Origin of the sequence: Pseudomonas sp. PA-6-3C (assembly GCF_021605825.1) — a bacterium.
In the GTDB taxonomy this organism is placed as follows: domain Bacteria; phylum Pseudomonadota; class Gammaproteobacteria; order Pseudomonadales; family Pseudomonadaceae; genus Aquipseudomonas; species Aquipseudomonas edaphica.
The window spans coordinates 97,772-121,229 of record NZ_WKDV01000011.1 but is presented as its reverse complement, the minus strand read 5'-3'; the positions used below and the strand labels follow the sequence as shown (position 1 = coordinate 121,229).

Genomic DNA, 23,458 nt, shown 5'->3' with positions numbered 1-23,458 from the left:
GTGAATCCTCTAAATCTGATAAATCGGTTATTCAGTCCTGAACGGCGCGGTTCAAGACCTTCGTTATTCGCTGTGCCCGCTGATCCGTTGGCCCCAGGCGATGGCCGTGGCGGTCAACTGCTGTTCATCCATGCGGGTCAATCGCCGGTCGTCGAGCAACTGCTTGCCGGCGACCCAAAGGTGTTTCACACACTCGCGTCCGGTGGCATATATAAGCGTTGAGACCGGGTCGTAGATCGGTTGTTGCGCCAGCCCCGAAAGATCGAATGCGACGATATCCGCCGCCTTGCCGACTTCGAGCGAGCCAATCTCGCTGTCCAGGCCCATGGCACGCGCCCCATTGAGCGTAGCCATGCGCAGGGCGCGATGGGCGTCCAGGGCAGTGGCCGAGCCGGCGACGGCCTTGGCCAGCATCGCCGCCGTGCGGGTTTCGCCCAACAGGTCGAGGTCATTGTTGCTGGCCGCGCCGTCGGTGCCGATGGCCACGTTCACGCCAGCCTGCCACAGACGCTCTACCGGGCAAAAACCGCTGGCCAGTTTCAGGTTCGATTCCGGGCAATGGATGACGCTGGTGTTGCTTTCTACCAGCAAAGCCAGGTCGTCCTCGCTGATTTGGGTCATATGAACGGCCTGGAAGCGTGGGCCGAGCAGGCCCAGACGGCCCAGGCGCGCCAGTGGGCGTTCGCCGGTCTTGTCCACGGCTTGTTGCACTTCGAAGGCGGTTTCGTGCACATGCATATGGATGGCGGCGTCCAGTTCTTCGGCGATCACGCGGACTTTTTCCAGGTTCTCATCGCTCACGGTGTAAGGCGCGTGAGGGCCGAAGGTGATCTTGATACGCGGGTGGTGCTTGAGGTCGCCGAACAGCTCTACGCCCTGGCGAATCGCCTCATCAGCGCTGCTGGCGCCTGGGATCGGGAAGTCGAGGATCGGCAGCGCGATCTGCGCGCGCATGCCGCTGTTATGTACGCAGTCGCTGGCGACCTTGGGGTAGAAGTACATGTCCGAGAAGCAGGTGATGCCGCCCTTGAGCTGTTCGGCGATGGCCAGGTCGGTGCCGTCGCGCACGAAAGCTTCATCGACCCATTTGGCTTCGGCGGGCCAGATGTGTTTTTCCAGCCAGGTCATCAGCGGCAGATCGTCGGCCAGGCCGCGAAACAGGCTCATCGCCGCGTGGCCGTGGGCGTTGATCAAACCGGGGCTGAGCAGCATGCCCGGCAGCTCGCGCACTTCGCTGGCTGTCAGCTTCAAGGCCGCCGCCCGTGGCCCGATAAACGCAATGCGCCCGTCACGGATGCCCAGGCCGTGCTCCTTGAGCACCACGCCAGCGGGTTCGACAGGTACCAGCCAGGTTGGCAGCAGCAATAAGTCGAGCGGGGCGGCAGTGGAGGTCATCGCAGGCTTCTTCCCAGGCAGCTATAAAAGAAGGGCGAAGTATACCCGAGCGTCCTGGCTGGCGGATCGCTATAATCGGCGGCTTTTGTTCATGAGTGCGGGGTAAGGGATGCGCGACCGACTGTTAGCTGCAGAGAAAGTGAAGGCCATCGATTGGCGTGATGGCGCACTGCACCTGCTCGATCAGCGTGCTTTGCCCTCGCGGGAAACCTGGGTGGCCTGCACTTCGGCGGCTGAAGTCGCCCAAGCCATTCGCAGCATGACTGTGCGTGGCGCGCCGGCTATCGGCATCAGTGCTGCCTACGGCCTGGTGCTGGCCGCCCGCGAGCGGATCGCCGAGGGCGGTGACTGGCAGGCGGCATGGGAAGAAGACTACGCATTGCTGGCCGATAGCCGTCCGACCGCCGCTAACCTGTTCTGGGCCTTGAAGCGTATGCGTGACCGCCTGGATCGGGTCAAAAAACACGCCGACCCGCTGGCGGTGCTGGAAGCCGAAGCCATTGCGATCCATGAAAGCGACCGCGAAGCCAACCTGGTCATGGCCCAATTAGGCCTCGAACGGATTCGCAAGCACCAGGGCAACGCCCAGGCGATCCTCACCCATGGCAATGCGGGCGCCCTGGCCACTGGCGGCGTGGGCACGGCCCTTGGGGTAATCCGCGCAGCGTTCCTCGAGGGTTTGGTCGAACATGTCTATGTCAACGAAACCCGCCCGTGGCTGCAAGGTTCGCGGCTGACGGCCTGGGAGTTGGCGGGCGAGGGTATCCCGGCCACGGTCAATGCCGACTCGGCCGGTGCGCATATCCTCAAGACCAAGGGCGTGACCTGGGTCGTGGTCGGCGCCGACTGCATTGCGGCCAATGGTGATGTGGTCGGCCCGATCGGCACTTATCAATTGGCGGTGTGTGCCATGCACCACGGCGTGCGTTTTATGGTGGTGGCGCCCAGTTCAACGCTCGATTTGATGATGGCCACCGGTGATGATGTCAGCCTGGAAGAGCGTGATGCGGCGGAGTTGCTTGAGGTTAACGGTCAGCGGTTGGAGGTTGCGGCGTTTAATCCGGTCTTCGATGTGACGCCGGCGGACCTGATTGATGTGATCGTGACCGAAAAAGGCATCGTCGAACGGCCTGATACCGCCAAGCTGGCCAAGTTGATGTGCCGTAAGCGCCTGCATTGAGGGCTTTGGTGGCTGTTGGATCGCTATCGCAGGCAAGCCAGCTCCCACACTTACGGTGCTCGCAGGCCAACATGTGGGAGCGGGCTTGCCCGCGATTGGCCCTGTAAGTCAATAAAACCCTTGGATCCAGCCTCAAAAAACAGCACCCACCCCGCTCTGAGCCTCTCTCGTCCCCCTCAAGCCTGTCATCCGTCAAATTACTAGCCTCCATGCGCATCAGGGGGATAGGTGCGTGGCGGCGATTGTGATAACATCCGGCGGTTTCCAGGGCCGCCCCGAGGGGTTGCCCATAACGTGCAGATCCGTGTCATAACTCGTTGATTTGTCGTAAGTCGTTGTCAGGCACTCTGCCAGCAACGGCGAGCTTCGTTCGTCCCATATGGATGTGACGAGGTTTCACCCGAAAAAGGAATCAGGCTTCTCATGGGCGAACTGGCCAAAGAAATCCTCCCGGTCAATATCGAAGACGAGCTGAAACAGTCCTACCTCGACTACGCAATGAGCGTAATTGTCGGTCGGGCACTGCCTGATGCGCGCGATGGCTTGAAGCCCGTGCACCGGCGTGTGCTGTTCGCGATGAGCGAGCTGGGTAACGACTGGAACAAGCCGTACAAGAAATCTGCCCGTGTTGTCGGTGACGTGATCGGTAAGTATCACCCTCACGGCGACACTGCGGTGTACGACACCATCGTTCGGATGGCCCAGCCGTTTTCCCTGCGCTACCTGCTGGTAGACGGCCAGGGCAACTTCGGTTCGGTCGACGGCGACAACGCTGCGGCCATGCGATACACCGAAGTGCGCATGACCAAGCTGGCGCACGAGCTGCTGGCTGACCTGCATAAAGAAACCGTGGACTGGGTGCCGAACTACGACGGCACCGAAATGATCCCGGCTGTCATGCCAACCCGTATTCCCAACCTGCTGGTCAACGGTTCCAGCGGTATTGCCGTGGGCATGGCCACCAACATCCCGCCGCACAACCTCGGTGAAGTCATCGACGGTTGCCTGGCCCTCATCGACAACCCTGAGCTGACCGTCGATGAGCTGATGCAATACATCCCCGGTCCGGACTTCCCGACTGCCGCGATCATCAACGGCCGTGCCGGCATCATCGAAGCCTATCGTACCGGCCGTGGCCGCATTTATATGCGCGCCCGCTCGATGATCGAAGACATCGACAAGGTCGGTGGCCGCCAGCAGATCGTTATCACCGAACTGCCTTACCAGCTGAACAAGGCGCGTTTGATCGAGAAGATCGCCGAGCTGGTTAAAGAGAAGAAGCTCGAAGGCATCACCGAACTGCGCGACGAGTCTGACAAAGACGGTATGCGCGTGGTGATCGAGCTGCGTCGTGGCGAAGTGCCTGAGGTGATCCTCAACAACCTCTACGCCCAGACCCAGCTGCAAAGCGTGTTTGGTATCAACGTAGTGGCCCTGATCGACGGCCGCCCGCGCATCCTGAACCTCAAGGATCTGCTCGAAGCCTTCGTACGTCACCGCCGCGAAGTGGTCACCCGCCGCACCGTGTTCGAACTGCGCAAGGCCCGCGAGCGCGGCCACATCCTGGAAGGCCAGGCGGTAGCGCTGTCGAACATCGACCCGGTGATCGCGCTGATCAAGGCTTCGCCGACGCCGTCGGAAGCCAAGGAAGCGCTGATCAAGATGCCGTGGGAATCCAGCGCCGTCGTGGCGATGGTTGAACGTGCCGGTGCCGATTCGTGCCGTCCGGAAACCCTGGACCCGCAATACGGCCTGCGCGACGGCAAGTACTTCCTGTCGCCGGAACAGGCCCAGGCCATTCTGGAACTGCGTTTGCACCGTCTGACCGGCCTGGAGCACGAGAAACTGCTGGCCGAGTACCAGGAGATTCTCAACCAGATCGGCGAGCTGATCCGCATCCTCAACAGCGCTGTGCGCCTGATGGAAGTGATCCGCGAAGAACTGGAAGTGATCCGTGCCGAATACGGCGACGTGCGCCGCACCGAAATCCTCGATGCGCGCCTCGACCTGACCCTGGGTGACATGATCCCGGAAGAAGAACGTGTGGTGACCATTTCCCACGGTGGCTACGCCAAGACCCAGCCATTGGCTGCGTACCAGGCTCAGCGTCGTGGCGGTAAAGGTAAATCGGCTACCGGCGTGAAGGATGAGGACTACATCGCTCACCTGCTGGTTGCCAACAGCCACACCACGCTGTTGCTGTTCTCCAGCAAAGGCAAGGTGTACTGGCTCAAAACCTACGAAATCCCGGAAGCCTCCCGCGCTGCCCGTGGTCGTCCGTTGGTCAACCTGCTGCCGCTGGACAGTGATGAATACATCACCACCATGCTGCCGGTTGAGGAATACACCGAAGGTCACTTCATCTTCATGGCCACCGCCAAGGGCACTGTGAAGAAGACTCCGCTGGAATCCTTCAGCCGCCAGCGCAGCGTGGGCCTTATCGCCCTGGAGCTGGACGAAGGCGACGTATTGATCTCTGCGGCCATCACCGATGGCGAGCGTGAAGTCATGCTGTTCTCCGACGGCGGCAAAGTGACACGCTTCAAGGAATCCGACGTTCGCGCCATGGGCCGTACCGCCCGCGGTGTGCGCGGCATGCGTCTGCCGGAAGGGCAGAAGCTGATTTCGATGCTGATCCCGGAAGAAGGCAGCCAGATCCTCACCGCTTCGGCGCGTGGTTATGGCAAGCGGACCGCCATCAGCGAGTTCCCGGAGTACAAGCGTGGCGGCCAGGGCGTAATCGCCATGGTCAGCAACGACCGCAACGGCCGTCTGGTTGGCGCGGTGCAGGTGCTTGATGGTGAGGAGATCATGCTGATTTCCGACCAGGGCACTCTGGTGCGTACCCGTGTGGCTGAAGTGTCGAGCCTGGGCCGTAACACCCAGGGCGTGACGCTGATCAAGCTGGCCAGCGACGAAACGCTGGTAGGCCTGGAGCGCGTTCAGGAGCCATCGGAAGTCGAAGGCGAAGAGCTGGAAGGCGAAGACGGTGCGGTGTTCGATGGCGAGGTGATCGCAACCGGCGATGACAACGTCGACGAGCCAACCCTCGATGCTGCCGCAGACGAAGAAGAACCGCAGGAATAAGCGGACACACAGGGGGCGGATGAAGATTCGCCCCCTTGTTGTTTGTGTCCCCTTTGAAACACATGTCCTTGGTCTGGCTTCGATCCCTGTGGGAGCTGGCTTGCCTGCGATAGCATCACCGCGGTATCACTGCAACTACCGAGGTGCCTGTATCGCAGGCAAGCCAGCTCCCACAAGGGCTCGCGCCAGCGCAAGGCCGTTGCCGAACATGATTGCAGCCCCAACCAGATCAGAGTGAGATTGGATGTGAGCAAGAGAGCCTATAACTTCTGTGCCGGTCCCGCGGCGCTTCCTGAAGCAGTCCTGCAGCGTGCGCAGGGTGAACTCCTCGACTGGCATGGAAAAGGCCTCTCCGTGATGGAAATGAGCCATCGCAGCGATGAGTTTGTGTCCATCGCCACCAAGGCCGAGCAGGATCTGCGCGACTTGCTGGACATCCCTTCCAACTACAAGGTGCTGTTCCTGCAAGGCGGCGCGAGCCAGCAGTTCGCCCAGATTCCGCTGAACCTGCTGCCGGAAGACGGCACTGCCGACTATATCGACACGGGTATCTGGGGTCAGAAGGCGATTGAAGAGGCCTCGCGCTACGGTCACGTCAACGTGGCGGGTACCGCCAAGCCGTACGATTACTTCGCCATTCCGGGTCAGAACGAGTGGAAGCTGTCCAAAGACGCGGCCTACGTACACTACGTCGCCAACGAAACCATCGGCGGCCTGGAGTTTGACTGGGTGCCGGAAGTGGGTGACGTGCCGTTGGTGTGCGACATGTCTTCGGACATCCTCTCGCGCCCGATCGATGTGTCCAAATACGGCATGATCTACGCCGGTGCGCAGAAGAACATCGGCCCGAGCGGCATCCTGGTCAACATCGTCCGCGAAGACCTGCTGGGCCGCGCGCGTTCGCTGTGCCCGACCATGCTCAACTACAAGGTCGCGGCCGATAATGGCTCGATGTACAACACGCCGCCGGCGTTCGCCTGGTACCTGTCGGGCCTGGTGTTTGAATGGCTGAAAGAGCAGGGCGGTGTGGCCGCCATGGGCAAGCTCAACGAAGAGAAGAAGCGCACCCTGTACGACTTCATCGACGCCAGCGGCCTGTACAGCAACCCGATCAACCTCACCGACCGCTCGTGGATGAACGTGCCGTTCCGCCTGGCCGATGACCGCCTGGACAAGCCATTCCTGGCCGGTGCCGACGCACGTGGCCTGCTGAACCTCAAGGGCCACCGTTCGGTCGGTGGCATGCGCGCCTCCATCTACAACGCTGTCGACATCCACGCGATCAACGCGCTGGTTGCCTACATGGCAGAGTTCGAAAAGGAACACGGCTAATGTCTGAGCAAGAACTCAAGGCCCTGCGTGTACGCATCGACAGCCTGGACGAGAAAGTCCTGGAGCTGATCAGTGAACGTGCGCGCTGCGCACAGGAAGTCGCCCGCGTGAAAATGGCGTCCCTGGCTGAAGGCGAAGTGCCGGTGTTCTACCGGCCTGAGCGCGAAGCCCAGGTGCTCAAGCGCGTGATGGAGCGCAACAAAGGCCCGTTGGGCAACGAAGAGATGGCGCGGTTGTTCCGTGAAATCATGTCGTCGTGCCTGGCGCTGGAGCAGCCACTTAAGGTGGCGTACCTCGGCCCGGAAGGCACCTTCACCCAGGCAGCGGCCATGAAGCATTTTGGCCACGCGGTGATCAGCAAACCGATGGCGGCCATCGATGAAGTGTTCCGCGAAGTGGCGGCCGGTGCGGTGAATTTTGGCGTGGTGCCGGTGGAAAACTCCACCGAAGGCGCGGTCAACCACACGCTGGACAGCTTCCTTGAGCACGACATGGTGATCTGCGGTGAAGTCGAACTGCGTATCCACCACCACCTGCTGGTGGGCGAGAACACCAAGACCGACAGCATCAGCCGTATCTACTCCCACGCCCAATCGCTGGCCCAGTGCCGCAAGTGGCTGGACGCGCATTACCCGAATGTCGAGCGCGTGGCGGTGTCCAGCAACGCCGAAGCGGCCAAGCGGGTCAAGGGTGAGTGGAATTCGGCGGCCATCGCCGGTGACATGGCTGCGGGCCTGTATGGCCTGACGCGCCTGGCCGAAAAAATCGAAGACCGCCCGGATAACTCCACGCGCTTCTTGATGATCGGCAGCCAGGAAGTGCCGCCGACCGGCGACGACAAAACCTCGATCATCGTCTCCATGAGCAACAAGCCCGGCGCACTGCATGAGCTGCTGGTGCCGTTCCACGATAACGGGATTGACCTGACGCGAATCGAAACTCGCCCTTCGCGCAGCGGTAAATGGACGTATGTGTTCTTTATCGACTTCATCGGCCACCACCGCGACCCGCTGGTCAAAGGGGTGCTGGAGAAAATCAGTCAGGAAGCCGTGGCACTCAAGGTGCTGGGCTCTTACCCGAAAGCGGTTTTGTGAGGCTTTAACATGAGTGGCAACTTCCTCGCCCTGGCTCAGCCGGGCGTGCAACAACTGTCGCCTTACGTTCCAGGCAAGCCTGTGGACGAGCTGGCGCGTGAGTTGAACCTGGACCCGTCGAAGATCGTAAAACTGGCCAGTAACGAAAACCCGCTGGGCCCAAGCCCAAAAGTATTGGCGGCGATTCGTGAGGAACTGACTGAGCTGACCCGCTACCCGGACGGTAATGGCTTCGCCCTCAAGTCGCTGCTGGCCGAGAACTGCCGCGTCGAACCGAACCAGGTAACCCTGGGCAACGGTTCCAACGACATTCTTGAGCTGGTCGGCCGTGCGTACCTGGCGCCAGGCCTGAATGCGGTGTTCAGCGAGCACGCGTTCGCCGTCTACCCGATCGTGACCCAGGCTGTGGGGGCTGACGCCCGCGTCATTCCTGCCAAGGATTGGGGCCATGACCTGCCGGCCATGCTGGCGGCCATCGACGCGCAAACCCGCGTGGTGTTTATCGCCAACCCGAACAACCCGACCGGCACCTGGTTCGGCGCCCAGGCGCTGAACGACTTCCTGCAGGATGTGCCCGAGCACGTGCTGGTGGTGCTGGACGAAGCCTACATCGAGTACGCCGAAGGCAGCGACCTGCCGGACGGCCTGGACTTCCTGGCGGCTTACCCGAACCTGCTGGTGTCGCGCACCTTCTCCAAGGCCTACGGCCTGGCATCGCTGCGCGTGGGTTACGGCTTGTCCACCGCGGTGGTTGCCGATGTGCTCAACCGTGTGCGCCAGCCGTTCAACGTCAACAGCCTGGCGTTGGCGGCGGCGTGTGCGGCGGTCAAGGATGCCGAGTACCTCGAAGAAGGCCGTCGCATCAACGAAAGCGGCATGCTGCAGCTGCAGGAAGGTTTCCGTGAGCTGGGTCTGGGCTGGATTCCTTCCAAGGGCAACTTCATTTGTGTGGACCTCGGCCAAGTCGCCGCGCCGGTGTTCCAGGGCCTGCTGCGCGAAGGCGTGATCGTGCGCCCGGTGGCCAACTACGGCATGCCGAACCACCTGCGTATCACCATTGGCTTGCCGGCCGAAAACAGTCGCTTCCTGGAGGCGTTGGCCAAGGTTCTGGCTCGTGGTTGATGTCACTGCATTGCAACCTGCTGTGCCTATGATCGGTCGCCTGGTGGTGGTCGGCCTGGGGTTGATCGGTGGCTCCTTCGCCAAGGGCCTGCGTGAAAGCGGGCTGTGTGGCGAGTTGGTCGGTGTGGACCTGGACCCGCAATCGCGCAAGCTGGCGGTGGAGCTGGGCGTGGTGGACCGCTGTGAGGCAGACCTGGCGCTGGCGTGCCAGGGCGCGGATGTGATCCAGCTCGCCGTGCCGATTCTGGCGATGGAGAAGTTGCTGGCCTTGCTGGCCGGCATGGACCTTGGGCAGGCGATCCTCACGGACGTCGGCAGTGCCAAAGGCAATGTGGTACGCGCCGCCAAACTCGCGTTTGGCGGCATGCCGGCGCGTTTTGTGCCGGGCCATCCCATTGCCGGTTCCGAGCAGAGCGGCGTCGAGGCGTCCAATGCGCAGTTGTTCCGTCGCCATAAGGTGATTCTGACCCCGCTTGAGCAGACCGATCCGGCGGCCTTGGCGGTGGTGGATCGTCTGTGGCGCGAGTTGGGCGCGGATGTCGAGCACATGCAGGTCGAGCGCCACGACGAAGTGTTGGCGGCGACCAGCCATTTGCCGCACTTGCTGGCCTTTGGCTTGGTGGATTCTCTGGCCAAGCGCAACGAAAACCTTGAGATTTTCCGTTACGCCGCCGGTGGTTTTCGCGATTTCACGCGGATTGCCGGCAGTGACCCGGTGATGTGGCACGACATCTTCCTCGCCAATCGTGAAGCTGTGTTGCGCACCCTGGACACCTTCCGCAGTGACCTCGACGCCTTGCGCGATGCGGTTGATGCGGGTGATGGCCATCAATTATTGGGCGTGTTCACCCGTGCGCGGGTTGCGCGTGAGCATTTCAGCAAGATCCTGGCGCGCCGGGCCTACATGGAAACCGCTGTGAACGCCAATGAGCAGACCTTTCTCGCCAACCCGGGCGGCCGCTTGAGCGGGCAGATCCGGGTGCCGGGCGACAAGTCGATCTCCCATCGCTCGATCATGCTGGGCTCATTGGCCGACGGCGTGACCGAAGTCGAAGGTTTCCTCGAAGGCGAAGATGCCCTGGCAACCCTGCAGGCGTTTCGTGACATGGGCGTTGTGATTGAAGGGCCGCACCACGGGCGCGTGACGATTCATGGTGTGGGGTTGCACGGTTTGCAGCCGGCGCCGGGGCCGATCTACCTGGGTAACTCCGGTACGTCGATGCGTTTGCTGTCCGGGTTGCTCGCGGCGCAGCGCTTTGACAGTGTGTTGACCGGTGATGCATCGCTGTCCAAACGCCCGATGAACCGCGTGGCCAAGCCACTGCGGGAAATGGGCGCAGTGATCGAGACCGGGCCGGACGGGCATCCGCCGTTGACAATTCGCGGTGGCCAGGCGCTCAAAGGCCTGGACTATTCGATGCCGATGGCCAGTGCGCAGGTGAAGTCCTGCCTGTTGCTGGCCGGGTTGTATGCCGAGGGCAAGACCTCGGTGACCGAGCCTGCGCCGACCCGTGATCATACCGAGCGGATGTTGCGTGGGTTTGGTTATCCGGTTGCCGTGGCGGGGGCTACGGCGTCTGTCGAGTCGGGCCATGCATTGAAGGCTACACATATAGAAGTGCCGGGGGATATTTCCTCTTCGGCGTTCTTTCTGGTGGCGGCTTCGATTGCTGAAGGCTCCGAGTTGCTGTTGGAGCACGTTGGCGTTAACCCGACGCGCACTGGCGTGATCGATATCCTGCGGCTGATGGGCGCGGATATCACCCTGGAAAACCCGCGTGAAGTGGGCGGTGAGCCAGTTGCCGACCTGCGCGTGCGCGCCGCTGAGTTAAAAGGCATCGAGATTCCCGAGGCCCTGGTGCCGCTGGCGATCGACGAGTTCCCGGTGTTGTTCGTGGCGGCGGCCTGCGCCAAAGGGCGCACCGTGCTGCGTGGCGCCGAAGAACTGCGGGTCAAGGAGTCCGACCGCATCCAGGTCATGGCCGATGGTCTGTTGGCCCTTGGCGTGAAGTGTGAACCGACACCTGATGGGATTATCATTGACGGTGGCCCGATGGGCGGTGGCGAAGTGCCATCCCATGGTGATCACCGCATCGCCATGGCGTTCAGCGTGGCCTCCCTACGGGCGGCCGCGCCGATTCGTATCCGTGACTGCGCCAATGTTGCTACGTCTTTTCCGAATTTTCTTACACTGTGTGCCCACGTCGGCATCCGTGTTGCCCAAGAGGCTCAATTGTGAATATCAAAGCACCGGTGATTACCATCGACGGGCCAAGCGGCTCGGGCAAAGGCACGATCGCCGGCATTCTGGCCAAGCGCCTGGGCTGGTGCCTGCTGGATTCCGGCGCGCTGTACCGCCTGCTGGCCTTTGCCGCACGCAACCATGGCGTCGACCTGACCAACGAAGAATCCCTGAAGCTGCTGGCGGCGCACCTTGATGTGCAGTTCGTCGGCGCGACGGAAGGTCATCCGCAGCGCATCATCCTTGAGGGTGATGACGTGACCGATGACCTGCGCAACGAACAAGTCGGCTCCTGGGCCTCCCAGGTTGCCGCTCTGCCGGCCGTGCGTGACGCATTGCTGCAGCGCCAGCGGGCGTTTCAGGAGCCGCCGGGCCTGGTCGCTGATGGCCGTGACATGGGTACCGTGGTGTTTCCCGAGGCGCCGCTGAAGATTTTCCTGACCGCCAGCGCCGAGGAGCGTGCTCGCCGCCGTTACTTGCAGTTGAAGGGCAAAGTCGATGGTGTTAGTCTGTCGAGTCTGCTAGATGAGATCCGTGCACGCGATGAGCGTGATACCCAGCGTGCGGTAGCCCCGCTAAAGCCGGCGGCTGACGCCATACAGCTGGATTCCACGGAGTTGTCCATCGAGCAGGTGCTGGAACGCATCTTGAGTGAAATCGCCATTCGCGATATCGCCGGGTGATCAAGAAGGCCGCAGGGGACCAGTCATAGTCCTGCGGTGGCTTCTTTTAACTGAAACTGACCCACACCGTCTGGGGTGTGGAGATGGGCGTATTCTTCGCCCTTATCAACAGGAATTAAAATGAGCGAAAGCTTTGCGGAACTCTTTGAAGAAAGCCTAAAAACCCTGAACCTTCAGGCAGGCTCCATCATCACCGGTGTTATCGTTGATATCGATTACCAAGCTCGCTGGGTAACCGTTCACGCTGGTCTGAAGTCTGAAGCTCTGATCCCGCTGGAACAGTTCTACAACGATGCTGGCGATCTGACTATCAATGTCGGTGACGAAGTTCACGTTGCTCTGGACTCGGTTGAAGACGGTTTCGGTGAAACCAAGCTGTCCCGTGAAAAAGCCAAGCGCGCTGAATGCTGGATTGTTCTCGAAGCAGCCTTCGCAGCTGAAGAAGTGGTCAAGGGCGTTATCAACGGTAAGGTTAAAGGCGGCTTCACTGTCGACGTTAACGGCATCCGTGCGTTCCTGCCAGGTTCTTTGGTCGACGTTCGTCCTGTGCGCGACACCACGCACCTGGAAGGCAAAGAACTCGAATTCAAGGTCATCAAACTCGACCAGAAGCGCAACAACGTTGTCGTTTCCCGTCGCAGCGTCCTGGAAGCAGAGAACTCCGCCGAGCGTGAAGCTCTGCTGGAATCCCTGCAGGAAGGCCAACAAGTCAAAGGTATCGTCAAGAACCTCACCGATTACGGCGCATTCGTCGATCTGGGTGGCGTCGATGGCCTGCTGCACATTACCGACATGGCTTGGAAGCGTATCAAGCATCCTTCCGAAATCGTCAACGTTGGCGACGAGATCGATGTCAAGGTTCTGAAGTACGATCGTGAGCGTAACCGCGTTTCCCTGGGCTTGAAGCAGCTGGGCGAAGATCCATGGGTTGCTATCAAAGCTCGTTACCCAGAAAGCACTCGCGTAACCGCGCGTGTTACCAACCTGACCGACTACGGCTGCTTCGCAGAGCTGGAAGAAGGCGTGGAAGGCCTGGTACACGTTTCCGAAATGGACTGGACCAACAAGAACATCCACCCTTCGAAAGTCGTACAAGTCGGCGACGAAGTGGAAGTTATGGTTCTGGACATCGACGAAGAGCGTCGTCGTATCTCCCTGGGCATCAAGCAGTGCAAATCTAACCCATGGGAAGATTTCTCTGGCCAGTTCAACAAGGGCGATAAAATCTCCGGCACCATCAAGTCGATCACCGATTTCGGTATCTTCATTGGTCTGGACGGCGGCATCGACGGCCTGGTTCACCTGTCCGACATCTCCTGGAACGAAGTGGGCGAAGAAGCTGTTCGTCGTTTCAAGAAGGGCGACGAGCTGGACACCGTTATCCTGTCGGTTGACCCAGAGCGCGAGCGCATCTCCCTGGGTATCAAGCAACTGGAAAGCGATCCGTTCTCCGAGTACGTTCAAGAGAACGACAAAGGCGCAATCGTTAAAGGCACTGTGAAAGAAGTTGACGCCAAAGGCGCCATCATCGTTCTGGCCGACGATATCGAAGCGACTCTGAAAGCCTCCGAAATCAGCCGTGACCGCGTTGAAGACGCGCGCAACGTTCTGAAAGAAGGCCAGGAAGTAGAAGCCAAGATCATCAGCGTTGACCGCAAGAGCCGCGTGATCCAACTCTCCATCAAGTCCAAGGACGAGATCGAAGAGAAAGAAGCAATCCAGAGCCTGCGCGACAAGCCAGCTACCTCTGACATCGCTTCGGGTCCGACCACTCTGGGCGACCTGCTGCGTGCACAAATGGAAAAGCAGAACTAAGTTCTGTCAGACCATAGAAAAAGGGCGACTTCGGTCGCCCTTTTTTGTGCCTGAAATTCGTTGAATCAACAAGTTAGAACCAAGGCGTGCAGCCCAGTGTCAGAGCTGACTATAGTTCTTAACAAATGCTCCGCTGTGTTGTTGTTTCAATAAGGATTTGAATGAACAGGCTTATCGTTTTATTCGCAGTGGTGCTGCTGGCCGGCTGCACTGCCACCAGTGCCAAAACCCACGCCAAGCGCGGCGTCAGCGGCATTGAGATCGATTGCTCGGGCCTTGGCAGCAACTGGGACAAGTGTGAGAAGCGCGCTGCCCGGGAGTGCAAGATGCAGGGCTACAAGGTCATCACCCGATCCAGTGATGCCAAGGACGAGGAGGGTGACTATCTGTTCGGCTGGAACCCTGCCGGCGCTGTCACTCGTACCATGTTGGTGATCTGTAATTGAGGGGGTCAAGCATGTGTTCCGGGTATCCGTTTATGCTGCAGATAAGTTGTCAGGTGGGCTGTTCAAATTCACCAAGTCATGCTAAAACCTTCGAAGCGCTTTTCCTAGCTGCTTGAAAAAGAAGGGAAAAATATGACGAAGTCGGAGTTGATCGAACGAATTGTCACCCATCAAGGGCTGCTTTCATCCAAGGATGTAGAGCTGGCTATCAAGACTATGCTTGAACAGATGTCCCAATGCCTGGCTACCGGGGATCGGATTGAGATCCGTGGTTTTGGCAGTTTCTCCCTGCACTACCGTGCACCGCGAGTGGGCCGCAACCCGAAAACCGGGCAATCCGTCAGCCTTGACGGTAAGTTTGTGCCTCACTTCAAGCCGGGCAAGGAATTGCGCGATCGAGTTAATGAGGATGAAGACGAGGTTTGATACTCGTGAGGGAGTGGGCATGAGTAGATTGACGCGTGTTATTGCAATGCTGGTAGTGTTGATGCTGCTGCTGTGCATCGTGGCATTTGTGCTGGAAAATCAACAGTCGGTTTCTCTGCAGTTTCTGAGTTGGGCAGCCCCGCAGTTACCAATTTCTGTTTTCGTAGTGCTCGCTTTATTGGTCGGAATGCTTGTTGGCCCACTGATGGCGTGGGTTGCCAGGGCGCGGCGCAAGACTCGAGTTTGATCCTGGCCACTATTGATGAGTGGAAGGAAGGGGAGGCGATCGCCGCCCCTTTGCACTGGTTCAATTCGGTTCTTTCTCTCCAGCCCTGAACTTTACGGCCAACGCTATCAGCGGCAGATAGGCCACCAGCAGTCCCAGAAAGCCATCCACCGTGCCGTTGCCCACGAGCAGCGCCATAGGTAACAGCCATCCAATGTTGATTGCCGCTACCACCAGGGTAACGGGTGCGTGTTTACCGAACTGGCGAGAAGCGAACTGGTAGGCGTGGCTGCGGTGGGCCTCATAGACTTTGTCGCCTCTGAGCAGGCGGCGCAGCAAGGTCCATGTCGCATCAGTGATAAACACACCCAGCAGGATCAGCCAGCTCCACAGTAGCTGCGGCGAGACCCAGGCCGCTTGCAGCGACAGCACCCCCAGCGTGATGCCGAGGAACCCGCTGCCCGCATCGCCCATGAAGATACGGGCTTTTGGGAAGTTCCAATACAGGAAACCAACCACTGCAAACGCCAGTAATAACGGTGTAAACGCGATCAGCTCATGACCTGTTAGCCAATAGAGCAGCGCACTGCCAAGGCATACGCAAATAGCCTCGACGCTGGCGATTCCATCAATTCCATCCATGAAGTTATACAAGTTCAGCAGCCATACCAGGTAGACCGCTGCCAGCATATGGCCGATCCAGCTCAAGTCGACGGCGAATCCCGCCACCACCAGCGGCGGCAGGCCACCGATCCAGAACAGTGCCCATGCCGCGGCTATAAAGTGCCCTAGCAGGCGCCAACGTGCGCTGATATGGCCATGGTCGTCCAAAAAACCCAATACCGCGATGCCGGTCCCGGCGCCGAATAATGCGTACGTGAGTGGCCATGTAATCAGGCCAAGGCTGGCAGTCAGCAATAGCGCTAACAGAAAGCTGACGACGATCGAGACACCACCGCCCCTGGGCGTAGGCACGACGTGCGAGCTGCGCGCATTCGGGATGTCGATCAGGCTTCGAGCCAGAGCGTAATGACGCAAGGCCCCCGTTAAAAGGAGTGCGACAATCGTCACAGCCGGTAACAACCACCACATATTCATTTAGTTTGCCGTTCCAAAAAGTGTTTACCTGTTTTACTCAGTGCCTGGTCAACGCTGCTCGGCGGTGTCCAGCCCAGCAGTTCGCGGGTCTTGCCAATATCGACCTGCAGGGAGCCGCATAGCCTTTGAGCGAGTGCCCGGCGACCCAGCGCAGTGGCGCCGGTTTGCAGCAACCAACTCGGCACAGGTAGCAAGCGTGCGGGCTTGTTCAGAGCCGTTCCCATTCGACGCAAAAGCGCTGTGGTCGAGAGGTCCTCCCCGTCACTGACCAGGAAGGTTTGATTGGCGGCAGCGGGGTGCTCGGTGCACGTCACAATCAAATCAATCAAGTTGTCCAGGGCAACCAGGCTGCGTCGATTGTTCACGGCGCCAAAGGGCAAGGGCAGGCCTTTATGCAACCAGCGCATCATGCTCAGGAAGTTCGCTTGAACGCCGGGTCCGTAGACCAATACGGGACGAATGATCACCACTTCCATGCCAGTTTCAGAAGCCAGTTTTCGCAGGCCTTGCTCTGCTTCCTTTTTGGAGATGCCGTAAGGGTCGGTAGGGGTTGTGGGACCGTCAGCCGTATACGGCGCGCCAGTCGCCGTGCTCTCGCCATTGACCTTGATCGAGCTGATAAATATAAAGCGCTTAACCCCGGCAGCCGCCGCTTGGCGGGCCAGGTTTAAGGTGCCTTCGACATTGATCCGCCGGTATTCGGCAAGTGGATCGGTGGATGCGTCACTCATGACATGGACCCGGGCGGCCAGGTGGATCACCGTTTCTTGGCTCTCGAGCAACAACTGCCAATCCTGATCGTCGGATAGCCCGCCGATAAGGCGCTGGTTGACGCGCGTATCAAGATCGGCCTTGAGCTCGCGTACAGCAGCGGTAATCGAGTGCTGGCGTTTAAGCAGTGGCGCGATTAACCCGCTACCGACAAAGCCACTCGCTCCCGTCAGGAGGATTTGCATAATCAAGGAGTTCCTGTGAGTGAAAGAACATCTTTCGCCATTTCGCGCATGATGCGGCCACGCGCGAAACGCTCGACGAAGGCATGGCGCGGGCGCGTCATAATATTGAGAGTCTTGAAGGACTGGATCCCTGCGGCGGCGTCACACGGCGCAAACACGGCAGCGTTTTCAATATGTTCAGAGACAAAACTGGCTGCGTAACCAGAGATGCCCGCCCAGATCGGTTTGCCCAGTGCAGCGTATTCAAAGACTTTTGATGGCAAGACTTTGCGGAAGGCGTCGTGGTCGTTCAAATGCAGGAAAAGCACATCCGCCGACTGATAAGCCTCGATCAATTGTTCGCGCTTGACCGGTTTCAAGAGTTCAACGTTAGTACAGGCGTGAGTGACAATGGCTTGTTTTAACAGCTCGATCCGGCCTCCGTCGCCGATCACGCGGAATCGCACCTTCCCTTCAAGTTGTTTGGCCAGTTGGGGGATAATGTTGTGCAGCCCCTGGCCTTCACCGATATTTCCCGCATAGACAATGTCCAGGATCGGGCTGGGCACCTTTTCTTCAGCGACGGGTTGCGCATCCAGGAATTCGCCATCGATGCCATTCGTATAGGTGGAGTAGCGTTGGTCGGGATAGCGTGATTTGAAGTAAGGAAGAAAACCTTCAGAGACCAGGTTGACCTTTTGCGCCGAGTGAATGGTAAAACGTTCAACCAGCGATAATAAGGGTTTAAGCAACCAGACTTTTTCTTTGGACAGCACATCCTTGATCGTGTCGACAAAGATGTCGCGTATATCCAAGTAGAGTGGCGTTCGTTTTGTGCGTGCGATCACCGCTCCCAGCGTAGCGGTCATCAGGCGTGAAGAAGTCGCATAGACAAGATCGTAGTCTTGGTTTCGCACAATCTTGCGTGCAGCGTTGGCATACACCAGAAACGCTCTTGCTTGATCGACCATCCCGCTCTTGTGGCCAGGCAGGGCCACTCGGCGGATGGTGAGCCTCGGGTGCTTCTCCAGTTCCGGGGCTTGACTGCTGAAGGAGCTGTAGCGATTCGGCAGGGTTGTGATCAACTCAATATGGGCGTCTGCAGGGAGTTGCTCCAGAAGTGCGTCTACCAGTGCTGTCGTGCGGAATGAACCGGCTGACAGATCAGGCTGGTAGTAAAAGCTCAAAATCAAAAGTTTCACGTAAGCCTCACCAGGTTATGCGGGTGGTCAGTTTGTCTGTCGACATTTCAGCGACGATGCACTGATTGGGAACAGACTTGCCGAATTCCGGATGCCATGTGGAAGACACCACATTGATCCGGGTTGCGCCCTCTAGTGTCGCGACAGCGACCTGACCGCCGGGCAGGGTGATCGTTACCGTGTTGCCTTGTTGAGTGGTGTGGATATCAGGGTGTAAAAATAGCCTTGATACAGCTTGATCGAATTTGCCGGAGACGGAATCTATCACCTGTAATTCACCGGCCATCGCAACCCACTCACGAGCGTGCAGGTTTTTCCCCGGTAGACGCAGGTAGCCGTCATGGCTGCCACTGACACGTACGGTGTCGACTGTGTGTTCCAGCTTATCCACGCAGGTGCGTGCGCGTCGTGCGACCCTGAATCCGGCCCAGACTTCAGATGAGTTTTCACCGTTCACTTCTATTGTGTTGTGCGCTGCCGTGCTGCGTTGCCGTTGACGTTCCGCGTCTTCGCCGTATTGAGACGTTCCAGAGTTGACGAACACGCGCTGTCCAAACAGGCTGAGTTCGAAGCTCAGGGTGTCCGCATGGGTATGACCTGGCTGGTAATCAGGCGCAACCTGCGCAAGGTTCAACAATGCCTTGCACTGATCGCCAAAATTGATCGCCACGTAGCCACTTTCAGCCTGGTGTACAGCTGCAATCGTAGCGGTGGGCATGTCATTGGGCGCACGGCATCCCAATTCAAACGCGTACGCCTCTATATCGAGCAGTGTGGGTGCAATGCCGAATGCCGAGTCATTAAAGAACGCAATGCCACCATCCGGGTGCTGGAGGCTGCGTAACCAGACCAGGCCTTGCTCAATCTGGTGCTTCCATTGGTTTTTGCGAATGTTAAGTTCCGGCAGCTCGGAGTGAGTGGCCAGGTTCAGCAGGTCGCAGATGTCCCAAAGAAGAGACGCGTGGTACATGGGTGAAAGTTCGAAGTGCGCACCGTCCGCCAGAAACTGCTCCTTGATTTCCTCATCAAGGATCTTCAAACCCTTGGACAGCCAGCTGTCTGCCCGATCGCCGTTCAGAAAGCTCCCGGCAAACACCAGTGCCTTGCCATTCACGAACAAATGGTTAGCGAGAATGTGATATTCGATCTGTTCAGACAGCGCGTAGGCCTGTGTAGCCAGGCTGTCCAGCCAGTGCGGTTCCAGGCTCGGTTGTTGTTGCATCCACTTGATCAGATTTACGATGCGCAAAGAGAGCGTATAGGGTTCCCAGCCGCATCCGTGAAAGGGGGCGTTGTTTGTGATCCAACTGTTGACCAGGCGCGTGTCGAAGTCTCTTCGGTCTTCGCCTGAAGAGGCCAGATGATCCAGATAATGCAGGTTGTATTGCCAAATTTTCGGGCGTGTCTGATCGTGCCAATCAATCGGTGCCGTCAGGCCCATGAATTCAAACTGTTCGTCGGCACCGAAGCGCGAGGCACACCAATGGGGAGCCTTCGCCAGGTTAATTCCGGGGCGCCGGGTAAAGCCTTGTGCCGAAAAAGGCCGAACTTTAGCGAAGCGATAGTAAAGACGGTAAACAACCTGCTTCAATCGCAGCATTTTAACGGTGTGGTAGAGCTTGATTATTCGTTGCATCAACGTCCTGCTTAGGTCAGTCACTTGAAAGTTAAAGTAGTGAGTATTGACTGACGCCAGTTAAGGGAAATTTATTTTCAGCCAGCGCTCGAAGTACAACACCTGCCAGAGTTTGTAGGTGTTGTTTGCGCTGCCTGAAAAATGATTGTTCACTAATTTTTCCACCTCTCCTCGGGCCACATAGGTGTAGATGCGCTCGAACTCGGCGAGCAGGCGTTGTTGGCCTATGCGTTGAATAATGCCATCCAGAGGTGGGTTGAAGCCTGTTTTGGGGCGATCAACCAATGAGGCGGGAAGCAGACTTTTCAGGAGCTGTTTGAGTGGGGCCTTTGGCGCTCCGCCTTTAAGCAAATCTGCACTTGAGGTTGCAAGACCGCTGGCCACCACACGCTCGTCCAGCAACGGAACGCGCAGTTCGATACTGGCCAACATACTGGCCTTGTCCGAGACACTCAGGTTATGGCTCAAGAAGCCTGTCTGGTCAAAATGCTGTGCACATTTGACTTTGTCTTCAACGGCGCCGCTGTACTGATCCATTACGCCGGACAGGCGTTGCTTGTAGTGTCGTTCAAGCTCGTTGTAGTCACGAAAAAAGCCCTGCAACTCTTGGCGGGAGAAGTACCCCAGCATGCGCGAATACGCCAGGGGCCAATAGTTTTCCTGAGCATAGGACACCAACCGTTCGAACTTTTTGTCGAGCCGCTTTGGAAATAACTTGAGTTTTAGCAGTGCACTTAATGCGGGATACAGCAGCCTGATGAGTGTGTGATGCTTGAGTACTGTGTAGCGTGGGTATCCTGCAAACGCCTCATCTCCGCCCATGCCACTGAGCATGACGGTATATCCACTTTTCCTGGCTTCGGTGGACAAGCGGTAGGTTGCCCAGAACGTATAGTCGGATACCAGTTCTTCGGTGTTGGCAGCGACGAAGTCGATGGACTCGAAGGGGTCTATATCTGAGTCGAGAATCTCCGTGACCACCAGCTTTTTGCCAAGGTGTTCGGCGATCCTGGCGGAAAACTTCGTATCGACAGCGGAGTCGTCCGTTGCGTCGTACTGTGCAAAAAATAAGTCAGCATCACCGGTGAAACTTGCCAGGATGCTGGAGTCTGCGCCACCACTGAAAAATACCCCGACCGGGACGTCCGCTTCCAATTGGCGCGTCACGGCAGAACGCACATCCTGCACGAGGCTTTGCTCGGTCTTGAAGTGCATGGCGCTCTGGTAACGCTGGGTTGTCATCTTGCCGGTTGCCAGGTCGAACGCCAGGTAACTACCGGGCATCAGTTTCTTGATGGATGTGTAGCCGGTGTTGGGCTCGTAGAGAAAGCCGTTGTTGAAAAACTCAAAGACATCATCAGGGTCTATGTCGGTGTTTACCTGCGAAAAACATTTCAGGCCGCGGATTTCTGAGCAGGCGTAGAAGCCGTCGACGCCGGTGTAGCAATACACCGGCTTGATGCCAACGACGTCCCTTACCAGAAAGGTTTTTTGGCGCGGCTCATCCAATATGACAAACGTGAACATGCCTTCAAGCAGTGCAAAGGCCTGCTCTTGATGTTCTACGTACAATTGCAGGATAACTTCGGTATCGGAGGTGCCTTTGAAGGTATAGCCTTTTTCGATCAGTTGCCGGCGCAATTCGTGATGGTTAAACACCTCGCCATTGAACACGATACTTACACCATGATTGTCGGCAAACATCGGCTGGCTGCCAGTCGGTGACAAATCCAGGATGCTCAGCCTGTTGTGTCCTAGCCCTACCTGATAGCCCGCGACACTGGCGAAATAGGTGCCGGATGCATCCGGGCCACGGTGCCGTGTAACCGCCAGGCTTTTTTCCATTTGGGCCTGGGTCTCGGGTACACCGTCTTTGACTGCAAAAAAGCTGAGGCCACACATTATACCGACGTCTCCCTGGGGTCTTTGACGACCGTTTCCGGCCTGGTGTTGGAGAGTGACGCTGTATGCCCGTCAGGCAAGGCGGTACCCATCATTTGATTTGAATGCTTATGCGCCAGCATTACGCCCCAAGCTGCTGCGAGCAGTAAGTTGAAAGAGATCAGGCGAAACACCGCGAAGAACAACCCGTAGATCGCCAGCGTCATGACCGCCGTGCGAATCACGGTGAGGTGAGCGGGGTCGGATTTTAGAGTGGTGAACCGATATAAAACGGGAGCACCGAGGACAGTGATGTACATCAGCAGCCCTAAGACGCCGCCGACCATCAGCATGTACAGTGGCCAGTTATGGATATAGCCAACTGACTCCGTGAATGAATCACCGCCGGGTCTCTCCCAGCGCATCTCGTGTTTGATCCCGATACCATTGCCCAGCGCGGGGTGGTCCTGAAACATGCGCCAGGCGATTTTATATTCCTGTACCCGGGAAGAGACGTTGAAGTCCTGCTTCTCGTTGGCAGCGGGCTTGGATTCGGAGGCTACAGGCGCCGCAGCGTCAGGTTGCGTGTGTTTCTCTCCCATGGACGCAATGGAAGAGGTTGCGATAGGTAATGCAGTATTCGCCAGGGAGTTCATGCGCCCGAGCCATACGTCTTGCATGCCGGTGGCAAAAATAAACACAAGGCAAAACAGCGCTTGAATGACAATGCCGGATACTACTTTTAGCCATAAGTGCCTGCGCGCGAAAAAGGTATAGAGCGCGAACAAGCCAATGACGAGAAATGCACTGATCAGCATGCTTCGTGTGAATGTGATCAGCACGGCGGCTGTGCACAGCAGCGATATCAGGCCACTGATCGATGCAACCCTTCGGTCAGGGGTCAGCGTGCCGACGACATAGCCGAGCACCATGCCCAGCGGCAGGATCGCGTCGGTTGCTTGCGCCAGCACCATGGTGATGCGATCACGCATTGGGCCCTGTGCGTTAACGTTGCGCAGCGCTTCTTCATAAGGGATTTTTACCATCTCCCCGTTGACCTCAAGGGTCCAGTACGGCTGCCACAGACCGTGATAGAAGTAATAGAAAACGATGTAGCCTGCGGTCAATAAAATCAGGGTTCCCACCGAAGCGCCGAGCCAACGAACGTTGTTTTCTTCGCGGCCTACAAGAGCGCAGATCGGGATCAGTGCATAGATAAACAGAAAGGGCACGACCCCTCTGAGCCAATCAGTCATCGGAACATGGTGGTACATCGCTACAACCAGGTTCAGCACTAGAAACCCAAGGCCTATTAGCAATGGCGCGGCGAACAGGCGCAGGACCGATGTAAAACCCAGAGTACGGAGCAATTTGATCAATGCGCTGAGGAATACCGCCACCAGCAGGGCAGCAAACGCCACTTCCTGAGCGCCCAACGAAGTGGGCGCGGGGTGGAGAGCAAAGGCCAATGGGAATAGCGCCAATAAACCCAGCCAAGGCGACATGATGGCCGTCAATACCAATAAAGCGCTGCCGATAATGGCCGTGTAGAAAAGCACGCCAGGATCCAGCATAAATAAAATGGCGATGAGCGCTGCCGCCGTGATCGCCATGGAATTTTTTACGCAGTCAGGTTGACGCATTGCGGTACTCCATTG

18 protein-coding genes are annotated in these 23,458 nt (G+C 58.2%); 11 read left to right on the top strand and 7 right to left on the bottom strand.

Annotated features, from left to right (window positions below; translation table 11 throughout):
* Positions 1-63 precede the first annotated feature (63 nt).
* The gene (locus GIW48_RS10260; RefSeq protein ID WP_170038937.1) at positions 64-1,395 is read right to left on the bottom strand and encodes a TRZ/ATZ family hydrolase; all 1,332 of its coding nucleotides are present in this window, start codon (positions 1,393-1,395) and stop codon (positions 64-66) included.
* Between the two features lie 109 nt (positions 1,396-1,504).
* Here GIW48_RS10260 and mtnA point away from each other — a divergent pair, with 109 nt between their 5' ends.
* From mtnA to GIW48_RS10205, 11 genes are all read left to right on the top strand, one after another.
* Positions 1,505-2,575: an S-methyl-5-thioribose-1-phosphate isomerase gene (mtnA, locus tag GIW48_RS10255; protein WP_170038939.1), complete on the top strand. Its 1,071-nt coding sequence runs from the start codon at positions 1,505-1,507 to the stop codon at positions 2,573-2,575.
* A gap of 423 nt (positions 2,576-2,998) precedes the next feature.
* Positions 2,999-5,662: a DNA gyrase subunit A gene (gene gyrA, locus GIW48_RS10250; protein ID WP_017136106.1), complete on the top strand. Its 2,664-nt coding sequence runs from the start codon at positions 2,999-3,001 to the stop codon at positions 5,660-5,662.
* 246 nt (positions 5,663-5,908) lie between these two features.
* Entirely contained in the window at positions 5,909-6,994 is a 1,086-nt protein-coding gene (gene serC, locus GIW48_RS10245) for a 3-phosphoserine/phosphohydroxythreonine transaminase (RefSeq protein ID WP_026013609.1), read from the top strand.
* A complete protein-coding gene (gene pheA, locus GIW48_RS10240) occupies positions 6,994-8,088 on the top strand; it encodes a prephenate dehydratase (protein WP_003172650.1) in 1,095 nt (364 codons plus the stop codon). Before serC ends, pheA begins: the two co-directional genes overlap by 1 nt.
* A gap of 9 nt (positions 8,089-8,097) precedes the next feature.
* On the top strand, positions 8,098-9,210 hold the full coding sequence (gene hisC / locus GIW48_RS10235) for a histidinol-phosphate transaminase (protein ID WP_236460667.1): 1,113 nt from the start codon (positions 8,098-8,100) through the stop codon (positions 9,208-9,210).
* A 28-nt stretch (positions 9,211-9,238) separates the two neighbouring features.
* Positions 9,239-11,449 carry a bifunctional prephenate dehydrogenase/3-phosphoshikimate 1-carboxyvinyltransferase gene (locus GIW48_RS10230; RefSeq protein WP_236460676.1) on the top strand — a complete coding sequence of 737 codons (2,211 nt, stop codon included), beginning with the start codon at positions 9,239-9,241 and terminating at the stop codon, positions 11,447-11,449.
* A complete protein-coding gene (gene cmk, locus GIW48_RS10225) occupies positions 11,446-12,135 on the top strand; it encodes a (d)CMP kinase (protein ID WP_003172653.1) in 690 nt (229 codons plus the stop codon). The genes GIW48_RS10230 and cmk overlap by 4 nt, the downstream gene beginning before the upstream one ends.
* 120 nt (positions 12,136-12,255) lie before the next feature.
* Positions 12,256-13,950 carry a 30S ribosomal protein S1 gene (gene rpsA / locus GIW48_RS10220; protein ID WP_017136102.1) on the top strand — a complete coding sequence of 565 codons (1,695 nt, stop codon included), beginning with the start codon at positions 12,256-12,258 and terminating at the stop codon, positions 13,948-13,950.
* Between the two features lie 161 nt (positions 13,951-14,111).
* Entirely contained in the window at positions 14,112-14,396 is a 285-nt protein-coding gene (locus GIW48_RS10215) for a hypothetical protein (RefSeq protein WP_017136101.1), read from the top strand.
* Between the two features lie 132 nt (positions 14,397-14,528).
* Entirely contained in the window at positions 14,529-14,822 is a 294-nt protein-coding gene (ihfB, locus tag GIW48_RS10210; RefSeq protein WP_003172657.1) for an integration host factor subunit beta, read from the top strand.
* A 19-nt stretch (positions 14,823-14,841) separates the two neighbouring features.
* A complete protein-coding gene (locus tag GIW48_RS10205) occupies positions 14,842-15,069 on the top strand; it encodes a LapA family protein (protein WP_186617316.1) in 228 nt (75 codons plus the stop codon).
* 60 nt (positions 15,070-15,129) lie between these two features.
* Here the strand turns inward: GIW48_RS10205 and GIW48_RS10200 are convergent, their stop codons facing one another.
* The 6 genes from GIW48_RS10200 to GIW48_RS10175 are packed head-to-tail and all read right to left on the bottom strand — an operon-like array spanning position 15,130 to position 23,443.
* Positions 15,130-16,146: an MraY family glycosyltransferase gene (locus GIW48_RS10200; protein WP_017136099.1), complete on the bottom strand. Its 1,017-nt coding sequence runs from the start codon at positions 16,144-16,146 to the stop codon at positions 15,130-15,132.
* Positions 16,143-17,102: a UDP-glucose 4-epimerase family protein gene (locus GIW48_RS10195; RefSeq protein WP_138449026.1), complete on the bottom strand. Its 960-nt coding sequence runs from the start codon at positions 17,100-17,102 to the stop codon at positions 16,143-16,145. The genes GIW48_RS10200 and GIW48_RS10195 overlap by 4 nt, the downstream gene beginning before the upstream one ends.
* A 2-nt stretch (positions 17,103-17,104) precedes the next feature.
* The gene (locus GIW48_RS10190; RefSeq protein ID WP_017136097.1) at positions 17,105-18,283 is read right to left on the bottom strand and encodes a glycosyltransferase family 4 protein; all 1,179 of its coding nucleotides are present in this window, start codon (positions 18,281-18,283) and stop codon (positions 17,105-17,107) included.
* Positions 18,284-18,290: 7 nt separating this feature from the next.
* Entirely contained in the window at positions 18,291-19,919 is a 1,629-nt protein-coding gene (locus GIW48_RS10185; protein ID WP_170038947.1) for a heparinase II/III family protein, read from the bottom strand.
* A 60-nt stretch (positions 19,920-19,979) separates the two neighbouring features.
* A complete protein-coding gene (gene asnB, locus GIW48_RS10180) occupies positions 19,980-21,821 on the bottom strand; it encodes an asparagine synthase (glutamine-hydrolyzing) (protein WP_186617320.1) in 1,842 nt (613 codons plus the stop codon).
* A complete protein-coding gene (locus GIW48_RS10175; protein WP_236460666.1) occupies positions 21,821-23,443 on the bottom strand; it encodes an O-antigen ligase family protein in 1,623 nt (540 codons plus the stop codon). Before GIW48_RS10175 ends, asnB begins: the two co-directional genes overlap by 1 nt.
* Positions 23,444-23,458 lie beyond the last annotated feature (15 nt).